The following is a 12,482-nucleotide window of genomic DNA, read 5'->3' as shown; positions in this document are numbered from 1 at the left end:
GGTGGCCCGCTACGTCGCCGGGCGCATCGGCCAGGCGGTGGCCGTGCTGTGGGCGGCCTTCACGCTGACGTTCGCGATCCTGTACCTGCTGCCGAGCGACCCGATGCAGCTGCAGCTGGCCGCGGCCGGCATCCAGCAGGACAGCCTGAGCCCCGAGCAGCTGGCGGCGCAGCGGCACCGCTTCGGGCTGGACCGCTCGATCTGGGAGCAGTACTGGCACCACCTGGCCGGCGTGCTGCACGGCGACTTCGGCACCTCGCTTTCCCAGGGCGTGCCGGTCACCGACCTCATCGGCCAGCGGATCGGCCAGACGCTGCTGCTGAGCGTCAGCGCCGCCGCGGTGTCGCTGGTCGCGGGCTCGGCCCTGGCGTACCTGGCCACGTTCGTGCGCTGGGGCCCGGCCCGGCTGGTGCTCACCCGCCTGCCCGCGCTCGGCGCCTCGTTCCCGCAGTTCTTCGTCGCGCTGTTCCTCATCCAGTTCTTCTCCTTCCAGCTCGGCTGGTTCCCGGCGACCGGCACCCAGGGCGCGGCGTCGCTGGTCATGCCGGTCGCGACGATCTCGGTGCTCACCTCGTCGGTGCTGGCCCAGGTGCTCATCAAGACCTTCGACGAGACCCTGCACCAGCCCTACATCGCCACGGCGCGGGCCAAGGGCCTGTCGCGCTCCGCGGTGCACCTGCGCCACGCGTTCCGCAACGCGGCCCTGCCGGCGATGACGATCCTCGGCGTCATCGTCGGGCTGACCGTGACCAGCTCGATCGTGGTCGAGACGGTGTTCACCCGGGAGGGCCTGGGCAACCTCGCCCAGCAGTCGGTGCTGTCGCAGGACGTGCCGGTGGTCCTGGCGGTCGTCACCATCGCCGCGGCCATCTTCGTGCTCGTCAACCTGGTCGTCGACCTGCTCTACCCGCTGCTGGACCCGCGGATCTCCTACACCGGCGGCCGGGCCCGGCCGCCGGTGGCCGCCCCGGAGGGAGGCGCGCTGTGAGCAACCTGCTGGGCTCGCTCGGGCAGCTGGTGCGCAAGCCGGCGTTCCTGGTCGCCCTCGGCTACGTGCTGTTCGTGGTCGTCTCGGCGTTCCGGCCGCGGCTGTTCACCTCCGGCGGGCCGTACGACACCCACCCCGAGCTCGCGATCCTGCCGCCCAGCCTCGGCCACCCGTTCGGCACCGACAACTATGGCCGGGACCTGTGGACGCGGATGCTGTACGGCTCACCGCTGACGATCCAGGCGACGCTCATCGCGCTGGGCATCGCCCTGGCCGCCGGACTCACGCTCGGCATCGTCTCCGGCTTCTTCGGCGGGCCCACCGACGCGCTGCTCATGCGGTTCATCGACGTCCTGCTCGCCATCCCCGGCCTGCTGCTGGCCCTGTCCATCGTCACGGCGCTGGGCTACGGCACCGTCGCGGTCGCGGTCGCCGTCGGCGTCGGCATCGTCCCCGGCTTCGCCCGCACCACCCGGGCCGAGGTGCTGCGGGTCAAGACGCTGCCGTACGTCGAGGCCGCCCGCGCCGCCGGCGCCTCCTGGGGCCGGGTCCTGCTGCGGCACATCCTGCCCAACTCGTGGGGCCCGGTCGCCGTGCTCGCCGTCCTCGACGGCGGCGTGGCCATCATCGCCATCGCCTCGCTGAGCTTCCTGGGCTTCGGCGCCGCACCGCCGGCCGCCGAGTGGGGCACGCTGATCGCCGACGGCCGCAACTACCTCGTGACGGCGTGGTGGCTGAGCCTGCTGCCCGGCCTGTTCGTCGCCCTGCTCGTCATCAGCCTCAACCACATCTCCAAGACCCTGCAGGAGCTGACCAGATGACGGCCGCACCCCTGGTCGAGGTCACCGGCCTCGACATCGGATACCTCCGGCACCGGCGGATCGCCCCGGCGGTCACCGGCCTGGACCTCACCGTCAACCCGGCCGAGGTGGTCGCGATCGTCGGCGAGTCCGGCTCGGGCAAGACCACCACCGCCAACGCGCTCATCGGCCTGCTGCCCGCCAACGGGCGGATCACCGCCGGCTCGGCGCTCATCGACGGCGTGCAGATCGCCGGGGCGAAGGAGCGCGCCCTGCGCCGGCTGCGCGGCTCGGTCGTCGGGCTGATCCCGCAGGACCCGATGGTGGGCCTCAACCCCACCAAGCGCATCGGCGCGCAGGTCGCCGAGGCCGGGGCGGACCCGATCGAGTACCTCGGCCAGGCCGGCGTCCCCGACCCCGAGCTGCGCGCCCGGCAGTACCCGCACGAGCTCTCCGGTGGCCTGCGCCAGCGGGTCCTCATCGCGATCGCCCTCGCGGGGCGCCCGAAGCTCATCATCGCCGACGAGCCGACCAGCGCCCTGGACGTCACCGTGCAGCGGCGCATCCTCGACCACCTCGGCGGGCTGGTCCGCGAGCAGGGCATCTCGCTGCTCATCATCACCCACGACCTGGCCGTGGCCGCGGACCGCGCCGACCGGGTGCTGGTGATGCACAACGGGCGCAAGGTCGACGAGGGCGAGCCGGGCACGATTCTGACCGACCCGCGGGAGGAGTACACCCGCCGGCTCATCGCCGCGGCGCCGCGCCTGGCCCACGGCGGCCGGGTCGAGGCCCGCTTCGACGTGCGCGGCGAGGAGCCACCGGAGCCGGTGCTGAGCCTCACCGACGTGAGCAAGACGTTCGCCGTCAGCGACCTGCGGCGCGGCACGCGCGGCTTCAACGCCCTGGACCGGGTCAGCGTCACCGTGCCCCGGGGCCGCACCCACGCCCTCGTCGGCGAGTCCGGCTGCGGCAAGACCACGACCCTGCGCATCGCGCTCGGCCTGGAGGCCCCGACCAGCGGATCGATCGTGCTGGACGGCACCGAGATCGCCGGTCGGAGCTGGAACCAGCTGCGGCCACTGCGGCGCAGGGCCCAGCTCGTGCACCAGGACCCGTTCGCGGCGCTGGACCCGAAGTTCACCGTCCGCCAGTCGGTCACCGAGCCGCTGGTGGCGTTCCGGGTCGGCGGGCGGCGCGAGCGGGAGGCGCGGGCCCGGGAGCTGCTGGACCAGGTCGCGCTGCCCACGGCGTACCTCGACCGGCGCCCGAGCGAGCTCTCCGGCGGCCAGCGGCAGCGCGTCGCCATCGCCCGGGCCCTGGCCCTGCGCCCCGAGCTGCTCATGCTCGACGAGCCCGTCTCCGCGCTGGACGTGCTGGTGCAGGAGCAGATCCTGCGGCTGCTGGCCGAACTGCAGGAGGCGCTGGGCCTGTCGTACCTCTTCGTCTCCCACGACCTCGCCGTCGTCGCCGAGCTCGCGCACACGGTGTCGGTGATGCGCGGCGGCCGGGTCGTCGAGGAGGGGCCGGCGGCCGAGGTGTTCGGCAACCCGCAGAGCCCGCACACCCGGGAGCTGCTCGACGCCGTCCCCGGGCGGTCCGCGGCGCACCGGGCCGACGTGCATGCCTGAACGGTTCGGGGCCCTGGCGGCCCAGCTCGCCGGGGCGCGCGCCCATCCCGGCCCAGCGGCGCTCGCCACGATCACCGGCCTGCTCAACGGGGCCACCATGGTCGCCGGCGCGGCGGCGATCGGCTGGTCCACCGACCACGTGGTGGTGCCGGCACTGTCCGGCCGGCCCGTGCCCGGGTCCGCCTGGTGGCTCAGCGCCCTGCTCATCATGGGTATCTCGGCGGTGCGGTGGGGCACCATCTTCGTCCGCGGGATCGCGACCGGGCGGGTGCAGTACCGCGCCCAGGCCGATTCCCGCCGGGCGGTGGTCCGCCGCTACCTCGAGCTCGGCCCGGCCTGGCACCGCCGCCGCTCCCCCGGCCGGCTGCTGGCCCACGCGGTGTCCGATGTGGACGCGCTGTGGTCGCCGATGCAGTTCGCGTACTTCGCGCTCGGCATGGTCTTCATGCTCCTGCTCGCGCTCAGCGAGCTGTTCGTGCGCGATGCGGCCCTGGGCCTGGTCGGGCTGGTGCTCGTGGTGCTGGTGCTCGGGCTCAACGTGGTGTACCAGCGCCGGCTCGCCCCGCGGGCGGCCGAGACCCAGGCGGCGCGCGCGGCCGTCGGCGCGGTGGCGCACGAGTCGATCGAGGGCGGCCCGGTGGTGCGCAGCCTCGGCCTGACCGCCGCCGAGGACGCCCGCTTCGCCCCGGCCGTCGAGCGGCTGCGCGCGGCCAACCTGAGCATCGCGTCCGTCAGCTCGCTCTTCGACCCGCTGCTGGAGCTGCTGCCGACCGCGGCGGTGCTGGCGGTGCTGGCCGTGGGGGCGCCGCGGGTCGGCCCCGGCGGGCTCAGCGTCGGGGATCTCGTCGGGGTGGTGTACCTGCTGATCACCATCTCGATCCCGCTGAACGTCATCAGCCGGTTCCTGTCGATGCTGCCGATGTCCGGAGCCGGCCGCGCCCGCGTGCGGTCGGTGCTGGACGCTTCCCACGCCATCGCCGGCGGGCCCGCCGGTCGCCGGCCGGCCGGAACCCGCGCCCTGCGCGTCGAGCTGCGCGGCGCCGGGGTGGTCCGCGACGGGCACCGGCTGCTCGACGGCGTCGACCTGGTGCTGGAGCCGGGCACCGTCACCGTCGTCGTCGGCCCGGTCGGCGGCGGCAAGAGCACCCTGCTCGACCTCGCCGCCGGGCAGGAGCACCCCACCGGCGGCGCCGTGCTCCTCGACGGCACCGACGTGCGCGACCTCGCCGCCGTGCCCGAGCAGGTCGCCGTCGTCGCGCAGACCTCGTTCCTGTTCGCCGAGTCGATCCGCGACAACCTCGCCCTCGCCGGGCACCCCCGCCACCGCCGCCCGTACACCGAGGAGGAGCTCTGGGCCGCGCTGCACGTCGCCGCCGCCGAGGACTTCGTCCGGGAGCTGCCCGCCGGCCTGGACACCGTCGTCGGCGAGCGCGGCGCGACGCTCTCGGGCGGGCAGCGGCAGCGGCTCTGCCTGGCCCGGGCGGTGCTGCGCGAGCCGCGGCTGCTCGTGCTCGACGACGCCGTGTCGGCGCTCGACCCGCGCGTCGAGCGACAGGTGCTCGCCGGGCTGAGCGGGCTGGCCGGGCGGACCACGATCCTGCTCGCGACCAGCCGGCCCGCCGCGGTGGCGCTCGCCGACCGGGTGGTGCTGCTGGAGGGCGGCCGGATCACGGCGGCCGGGCCGCACCCGCACCTGCTGGCGATCGCGGCGTACCGGCGCATCGTCGACGCCCACGAGCACGCCCATGCCGGCTGAGCGCCTGCGGGGGCTCGCCGTCACCGGCGGGCTCGCGCTGCTCGCCGGGGCCGGTCGGGTCATCGCCCCGCTCAGCGTGCAGTACGCCGTGGACGCCGCCCTGGCCCCGGCCGTCGTCGGGCCCGCGGTCGCCGTCGGCGGCGCGGCCGTGCTGCTGGCCGGGGTGTCCTCGACGCTGCTCAACCGGCGCCTGCACGCCCGGGTCGAGCGGGCCCTCGCGGACCTGCGCCGGGCCGGGCTGCGCCGGGTCCACGAGATCGCGGCGGGCACCGCCGATCGCCTCGCCAGCGGTGACCTGACCGCCCGGCTCACCGCCGACGTCGATCAGGTCACCACGTTCCTGCAGGGCGGCGGCATCCAGTTCCTCACCAACGTGGCGCAGCTGCTCGTCGCCACCGCCGTCATGCTCGCCTACAGCCGGCTGCTGGCCGTGCCGGTGCTGGTGCTGGCCGCGCTCGCGTTCGGCGCGATGCTGGGCATGCAGCGGGTCATCGCGCGCCGCTACGACCGCGCGCGGCGTGACCTGTCGGCGCTGCAGGGCGCGGTGACCGAGTCGGTGCTGGGGGCGGCGGTGATCCGCTCCACCGGCACCGAGGCGCGCGCCCGGGCCCGCCTGGACGCGGCCGTCGACCGGGCCCGCGACAGCCTCGTGCGCACGCTCGTGCCGCTGCACGCCAACACCTCGCTCGGGGAGCTGGCCATCTCCACGATGACCGTGGCGGTGCTGCTCGGCGGGGTCTGGTGGGCGCTGTCCGGGCACCCGGCGGCGCCGCGGCTCAGCGCCGGGCAGATCGTGGCGATGGTGTTCCTGGTCGGCTTCTTCGTCCGCCCGCTGCAGTTTCTGGTGCAGAGTCTCGGTGAGGCGCAGAACGCGCTGACCGGCTGGCGGCGGGCCCGCGAGCTGGCGGCCATGCCGAGCGCCGTGGTCCGCGACGGCGAGCCGCTGCCGCCCGGCCCGGTCGGCGTCCGCGTGGCGGGGGTCGGCGCGCGGTACGGCGACGGCCCCCTGGTGCTGCACGACGTCAGCGTGGACATCGCGCCCGGCGAGCACATCGCGATCGTCGGGCGCACCGGGTCGGGCAAGTCGACGTTCGCGAAGCTGCTGACCCGCCGCCTCGAGCCGTGCGCCGGCACCATCCTGCTCGGCGGCGTCCCGCTCGGCCGGCTCACCGACGCCTCCCTGGCCGGGCGGGTCGTCGTCGTCCCGCAGGACCCGTTCCTGTTCGACGCCACCATCGGGCAGAACGTCCGGCTCGGCTCGCCGGCCGCGACCGACGCCGACGCCCTCCGCATCATCGAGCGGCTCGGCCTGCGCGACTGGTTCGCGACCCTGCCCGAGGGCCTCGAAACGCCGGTGGGCCTGCGCGGCGAACGCCTCTCGGCCGGTGAGCGTCAGCTCGTCGCCCTGGCCCGTACCGCGCTGGTCGACCCGGACCTGATGGTGCTCGACGAGGCCACCTCCGGCATCGACCCGGCCACCGACGCCGTCGTGCAGCGGGCCCTGGCGGTGCTGACCCGCGGCCGCACCACCGTGTCGATCGCCCACCGGATGCGCACGGCCGCGACCGCGGACCGGGTCCTCGTCTTCGCCGCCGGCCGCCTGGTCCAGGCCGGCCACCACACCGATCTCGCCGGGACGCCCGGCCCCTACGCCGACCTCATCGCCGCGGCACTCGTCGACGCACCGGAGGAAGCCCACCGGTGAGGCCGCGCGGGCCCCCGGTCTACCACGGGTGGCCCGGCGGCGGTGGCCGGGGCCGTGCCGGCCAGCCCCGGCCGGGCCGCTGGTGCTGTTCCTCCCGCCGGCCTTCGTACCGGCTGCTCACCGACCCGGCGGGCACCGTCGCGGCGGCGTTGGGCTGGACCCCGTCGCGCTGACCCCGTGGAACCGGTGCTCCACGGTCGCCGCCACCTCGTCGAGCAGCGCTTGTCGCAGGCCGTCGCGCTCGAGGGTGCGCAGCGCCAGGTCGAGCAGCGGGGGCGCGGTGGTGGCGATGACGGCGTCGGTGACGCCGTAGCGCGCCGCCTCGACCCAGCGCCCCGCGGCGGGGGCGGCCAGGTCGCGGGCCGTGTCGATCGTCGATGAGTCGGCGAGCAGGGCCGCCAGGATCGCGACGGGGGCGAACCAGTCGCGGCCGGGCTGGGCGTCGAGGTAGCGGATCTGCAGGTGGCCGCGCGGGCGCACGAGCGGGAACAGCGTGCCGAGGTGGTAGTCGAGGTCGTCGTACGTCGGCCGCGCCGGCAGTTTGCCGCCGGTGCCCTTCCCGCCGATCCAGTCGGCGAACGTGACGCCGGGCCGGACGGTCCAGCTGGCGCCGGGCCGGCGCACGCACAGCAGCGGGGCGCGCAGCGCGTAGCGGGCCCAGGCGGCGGCCGGGTCCGGGCCGGTGGGGACGGTGCCGGCGCGGGCGGGATCGATGCCGTACCAGGCGCGCATGCGGGTCGACGCCCAGCCGGTGTCGCGGCCCGCCTGGACCGGGGAGTTGGCGAACACCGCCAGCATTGTCGGGCCGACCTCGTGCGCGGCCGCCCAGCGGGCCGCGAGCTCGCCGGGCGGTCCGGCGTCGAGGCCCGGCCGCAGCCCGGCGGCGCTGTACATCAGGGTGCGCCCGTCGCCGCTGCGCCGCGCGAACGAGGCGGCCATGGCGTGGTGCCGGGGCGAGTTGAGCACCCGCCGAGGGGCCCGGTGCGGGTCGATGCCGCTGCCGGCGAGCCGCAGCCCGCGCGCGGCGACGAGCCGTTCGACGTGGGCGATCTCGGCGTTGACGGTGTCGTGCAGCCGCGCGAGGGACGGCTGCGGCCGGGCGACGAGGTTCAGCTGGCCGCCGGGCCCGAGGGCGAGCCGCAGTCCGCTCTGCCCCTGAAGGACCTCGGCAAGCACCGCGACGTCGGGCGGCCGGGTCGGATGTTCACGATCATGGACGAGTTGCTCGATCTCGACGCCGATCGACGCGGGTGGCCCGGTCTTGAAGCAGATCGAGGCGATGTATCCCTCAGCATCCTCGATCCGCCGTATCTCGGCGCCCGCATCGATCGCATGTACGACGGGCTCCATGGATCGGATGCTACGCGCGGATCCACCCGAAGACACTACCTGTACGTCAATGCCTACGCTGGGTAGAATCCGGCGGCCGGCGCTCGGCCCTGCCGCGCGCCAGGCGCTGGCCCACACACCGCCCGCCACCCCGCGCACCACATAGGCGCTTCTCGATCGCGGCGCGGACGGGGGCAGACAGCTCCACGACGGCAATCCGCGAGATCGACCACCTGCATCTCATCGAGGAACGTCTGTAACGAACGGCGTGCGGGGCGGTACCGTGCAGAACGTGACCGCCACGCACGAATCGTTCAGGGTGCTCGTCACCGGCGCGGCCGGCAATATCGGGCGCGCGGTCTGTGCCCGGTTCGCGGCCGGACGAGCAACAATCTCAGCATTGACGCTCGACGATTCCCGCCCGGAATCGGCGGCGCGCGTCACCGTCGGGGACGCCGGGAATCCCGAAACGGTGAGCGAAGCCATCGGCGGCGGGGTCGACGTCGTCGTACACCTGGCGGCGATTCCCAGCCCGCTCGAACACAGCCAGCTCGACGTGTTCGCGAACAACACGCGGGCCACGTTCGTCGTGCTGGAGGAGTGCGCGAAGGCCGGCGTGACCCGTGCCGTCATCGCCAGCAGCTACTCGATCCTGGGACTGCGCTTCGCCCCGCACGTGCTGCACCCGGCGTACTACCCCATCGACGAGGCCACGCCGCCGCAGGTCGAGGACGCGTACGCGCTGTCCAAGCTCACCGACGAGGCGACCGCCGCCATGATGCACCGCCGCCACGGCCTGGACGTCGTGGCCCTGCGGTTCCCGTTCACGTCCTCGTGGGAGCGGCTGCGCGAGGTCGCCGAGGCGTGCCGGGCCGACCCGTGGAGCATGGCGCCGGATTCCTGGTCGTACCTGCACGTCGACGACGCCGCCGAGGCGGTCTGGCTCGCCGCGACCCGCCCGGTCACCGGCTTCCACCCGGTACTGCTCGCCGCCCCGCAGACCCTGGCCGCCGAGCCGACGCTGGACCTCATCGCGAGATACCACCCCGGCACGCAGGTGCGGGCCGACATCCCGGGCCGCGCGACGCCGATCGACACCGGCGCGATCGAGCGGCTGCTCGGCTTCCGGGCCACACGATTGCTTTAGTCGTGCTCCGCCGGCCGGGACTGGCTGCCGAGCAGCGTCTGCCTGGCCCGCTCGGCGGCCTGCCGGGTGGCGTCGTCGAAGAGCACGAGCCGTACGAGTTCGATGCCCGGCGGCGACGCCTGCAGCGCGGTCAGCGCCTGGACGACCGCGTCCTGCTTGGGCCAGCGGTACACTCCGGACGAGATCAGCGGGAACGCGACGGACTCGGCGCCGAGGTCGGCCGCGACGGTCACCGAGTTGCGATAGCAGCTGCGCAGCAGCGGCGAGCGGTCCTCGGTCGCGCTCCACACCGGCCCGACGGTGTGAACGACCCACCGGGCCGCGAGGCGACCGGCGGTCGTCGCCACGGCCTGCCCGACCGGTAGGCCCCGGCCGTATCGGCTGGCCCGCAGCGCGCGGCACTCCTCGAGGATCGCCGGACCACCCTTGCGGTGGATCGCGCCGTCCACGCCTCCCCCGCCCAGCAGCGACGAGTTGGCCGCGTTGACGATCGCGTCCACACGCTCGGCGGTGATGTCGCCCGTGACAAGTTCGATAATCACGGTGAACATCATCGCTCCTGGTGAGTCAGGATGCTCGGCATGTCCGGCCGGGCTTGTCGACATGGTGTTGACGTACTCGGGCCGCCCGGTCCGGTCCGCGCTCGAGATCGGCGCCGGGACCGGCAAGCCGACCCGGTTGTTCGCCCAACGGGGAGTCGCGGTCACCGCCACCGATCCTGACGCGGCCATGCGCGCCGAACTGCGCAAGCACGTGCCGGCGGACGTCAGCACGGTGCGAGCCGCGTACCTGCCGCCGGGCCGGACCCACGGGTTGGTGTACGCCGCCGCCGCTCTGCACTGGACGAGGCCGGAGGGCCGGTGGCCGCGGATGGCCGCACTGCTGGAACCGGGTGGCGTGTTCGCCTCGTTCGGCAGGGCCGGTCCGGCTGGCCGACCCGGCGACTATGTCGGCCTACTGTCGAGCGTCTCGGCCTATCCCGAACTGCCGGCCGCGGACCGGGAGCAGGTGTTCGGCCGGATCACGCGGGTCCTACCCGAGACGGTCGCGATCGTCGCCGACATCATCGTCCATCTCGCGCGCCGCCGCGCCGTGGCGACCCGCTCCGGCGGCGAGGACGCCTCGATCACTTCTGGTAGCCGAAGTTGTCGCAGGTCCGGCGCTGCTGGACGCAGTTCTTGGTGCGCTTGTTCATGGTGTCGACGTCCCACGCGACGAAGGCGTCGCCGTGCATCGACGAGGCGCTCTTGCCGTCCTTGTCCGAGGACAGGTAGTAGCCGGCCGGGGAGCCCTTCGCGCCGTACTGGATGTCGAACGTGATCGCCGGGATCTTCACCGGGTGGCCGGCCGGGCAGGCGTTGCCGGAGCCGAAGGCCACGTGGTCCTTGTGGTTGGGGCTGTCCAGGTGCTTGCCGTCCCAGCAGTCCGGGAACTGCAGCATGAAGTGCAGCGTGGCGGGCTCGCCGCAGATGGGCCAGTTGCCGTTGGTGCTGCGGGCGACGCCGTCGAGGTCGCCGGGGCCGTAGAAGGCGCAGTAGAACTGGCCCTGTGCGCCGCGCGGGGTCGGTACCTTCTTCGTGGCGTCCCCGGCGATCATCCGCAGCCCGTTGGGCATCGGCAGCTGCCCGGTGGAATTGTCCATCAGCGATCGGTAGTACACCCGCAAGCCCGTCGTCTCCACGGGTTTGCCGGTCGCGTTGTCGTACAGCGTCGGCACCCAGTACGCCGAGTGGTCCTGCGCCGGCTTGCAGGAGGTGGCCGTGAACTTCAGCAGGTCCTCGACCCTGGTGCCGGCGGCGGTGGCGTTGTTGCCGACGAACGAGTGCATGTGCGAGGCGCCGGGCAGGCCGGGGAAGACGATCGGGTCGTCGGCCGCCGAGTGGCTGTACTGGCAGTCGGCCCGGAACTCCGGCAGGTTGCCGACGCCGGCCGGGACCGGGTCGATCGCCAGGGCCTTGTACGCGTCGACCTGCGCCTTCCAGGCCGCCTGATCGACCGGGATCCAGCCGGTCGCGGGCGCCTTCTGCGTCGCGCCACCTGCGGCCGAGGGCGCCGCGGAGCCTGACAGCCCGGCGGCCGCGGAGCCGGACGGCGCCGCACCCGACTCCCCCGCCGGCCCGGCGGACGCTCCGGCGGAGGCCGGGCCGAGGGCGCTGTTCGCGCTCGACGGTTCGGGCTGGGCGGCGCCTCTGGTGAGGTACACCGCCAAGGCGGCGACAACGACGACCACGACGGCGGCCGCACCGACCGCGACGCCCCGCCTACCCGGGGCGAACCGCGTCAAGCGGAGCGAGCTGTTCGACACGGCGCGTATGGTAGGCGGGCGCCGGCCACACCCGACAGCCTTCTAAGCCGTCCTTAACGTCCGCGAAGGACAAACCTATGACGCGGACAGGACGTCGACGACGAAGCGCAGCGCGCCGGCCGGGCGGCCGCCGGTCGGTTTGTCGCCGTAGGCCAGATTGGCCGGGATGTCCAGCTGGACCCGGCTGCCCACCTTGATCCCGACCAGGCCCTGGTCCCAGCCCGGGATGACGTTGCCGCCGCCGAGCTTGAAGCTGAACGCCTGCTTGCCGTTCCAGGACGCGTCGAACTCCTTGCCGTCGGCGTAGGTGACGCCCACGTAGTTGACCGTGATCGTCTGGCCCTGCTGGGTCTGCGGGCCCTTGCCCTCGATCAGCGTGGTCTTCACGAGGTTGGCCAGGCTCCCGCCGCCGGCCTTCACCTCCGGCCTGGTGGACAGGGCCGGGTCGGCGTCCGCCGGGACCGGCGGGAACGGCGCCTCGGTGGCCGCGGCGGTGTCGGCGGCACTGGACGGTGCGGCGGTGCTGTCCGCCGGCGACGACGAACCGCCGCCCCGCACCACCAGCACCACCACGAGGGCGATGACGGCGACGGCGGCCACGGCCGCGCCGGTGACGGCCAGCACCTGGCGGCGTTTGGCCGCGGCGGCGGCCCGCGCCTTGGCGGCCTTGGCGGCGGCGCGCTTCTCGGCCTTGGACAGCGGGCTCGAACCGGCGTCGGGGCGCGGACGGGCGGTCGTGCGATCGTTCACCGGTACACCGTACGACATCACCGCCGCCCCTGGACGTATCCCTCGCAGCGCATCGATCCGTCACCGACGGC

At 74.2% G+C, this 12,482-nt stretch carries 10 protein-coding genes and 1 pseudogene; 7 read left to right on the top strand and 4 right to left on the bottom strand.

The annotated features are described in order from the left end of the window. Position 1: 1 nt before the first annotated feature. The 5 genes from ACQPY0_RS27745 to ACQPY0_RS27725 are packed head-to-tail and all read left to right on the top strand — an operon-like array spanning position 2 to position 6,880. Positions 2-988, top strand: coding sequence for an ABC transporter permease (locus tag ACQPY0_RS27745; protein WP_432994286.1), 987 nt, complete (start codon positions 2-4; stop codon positions 986-988). Beyond that, a complete protein-coding gene (locus tag ACQPY0_RS27740; RefSeq protein WP_432994284.1) occupies positions 985-1,809 on the top strand; it encodes an ABC transporter permease in 825 nt (274 codons plus the stop codon). The genes ACQPY0_RS27745 and ACQPY0_RS27740 overlap by 4 nt, the downstream gene beginning before the upstream one ends. Next, positions 1,806-3,419, top strand: a complete 1,614-nt coding sequence (locus ACQPY0_RS27735; protein WP_432994282.1) for a dipeptide ABC transporter ATP-binding protein — start codon at positions 1,806-1,808, stop codon at positions 3,417-3,419. Before ACQPY0_RS27740 ends, ACQPY0_RS27735 begins: the two co-directional genes overlap by 4 nt. Then, complete coding sequence (locus tag ACQPY0_RS27730; RefSeq protein WP_432994280.1) at positions 3,412-5,175, top strand: ABC transporter ATP-binding protein; 1,764 nt, start codon at positions 3,412-3,414, stop codon at positions 5,173-5,175. Before ACQPY0_RS27735 ends, ACQPY0_RS27730 begins: the two co-directional genes overlap by 8 nt. Continuing rightward, a complete protein-coding gene (locus ACQPY0_RS27725) occupies positions 5,165-6,880 on the top strand; it encodes an ABC transporter ATP-binding protein (protein ID WP_432994278.1) in 1,716 nt (571 codons plus the stop codon). The genes ACQPY0_RS27730 and ACQPY0_RS27725 overlap by 11 nt, the downstream gene beginning before the upstream one ends. Before the next feature lie 117 nt (positions 6,881-6,997). On the opposite strand, the gene ACQPY0_RS27720 is transcribed toward ACQPY0_RS27725, so the two are convergent. Further along, positions 6,998-8,230, bottom strand: a complete 1,233-nt coding sequence (locus tag ACQPY0_RS27720) for a glutamate-cysteine ligase family protein (protein WP_432994276.1) — start codon at positions 8,228-8,230, stop codon at positions 6,998-7,000. A 271-nt stretch (positions 8,231-8,501) separates the two neighbouring features. On the opposite strand from ACQPY0_RS27720, the gene ACQPY0_RS27715 reads away from it, so the two are divergent. After that, on the top strand, positions 8,502-9,356 hold the full coding sequence (locus ACQPY0_RS27715) for an NAD-dependent epimerase/dehydratase family protein (protein WP_432994274.1): 855 nt from the start codon (positions 8,502-8,504) through the stop codon (positions 9,354-9,356). Here the strand turns inward: ACQPY0_RS27715 and ACQPY0_RS27710 are convergent. After that, positions 9,353-9,907, bottom strand: a complete 555-nt coding sequence (locus ACQPY0_RS27710; protein ID WP_432994272.1) for an O-acetyl-ADP-ribose deacetylase — start codon at positions 9,905-9,907, stop codon at positions 9,353-9,355. The genes ACQPY0_RS27715 and ACQPY0_RS27710 overlap by 4 nt on opposite strands. Between ACQPY0_RS27710 and ACQPY0_RS27705 the strand changes: the two are divergent. Next, positions 9,870-10,202: pseudogene (locus ACQPY0_RS27705) on the top strand (class I SAM-dependent methyltransferase); the annotation flags it as partial. The gene ACQPY0_RS27710 and the pseudogene ACQPY0_RS27705 overlap by 38 nt on opposite strands. Positions 10,203-10,482: 280 nt before the next feature. On the opposite strand, the gene ACQPY0_RS27700 reads toward ACQPY0_RS27705, so the two are convergent. Together ACQPY0_RS27700 and ACQPY0_RS27695 are read right to left on the bottom strand one after the other, a co-directional pair. Further along, positions 10,483-11,661: a DUF1996 domain-containing protein gene (locus ACQPY0_RS27700; RefSeq protein ID WP_432994270.1), complete on the bottom strand. Its 1,179-nt coding sequence runs from the start codon at positions 11,659-11,661 to the stop codon at positions 10,483-10,485. Between the two features lie 75 nt (positions 11,662-11,736). Continuing rightward, positions 11,737-12,429, bottom strand: coding sequence for an FKBP-type peptidyl-prolyl cis-trans isomerase (locus ACQPY0_RS27695; RefSeq protein WP_432994268.1), 693 nt, complete (start codon positions 12,427-12,429; stop codon positions 11,737-11,739). Positions 12,430-12,482: the final 53 nt, after the last annotated feature.

The organism is Dactylosporangium sp. CA-233914 (assembly GCF_050942935.1).
Lineage (GTDB): Bacteria > Actinomycetota > Actinomycetes > Mycobacteriales > Micromonosporaceae > Dactylosporangium.
This window is presented reverse-complemented; position numbering and strand designations above follow the sequence as displayed.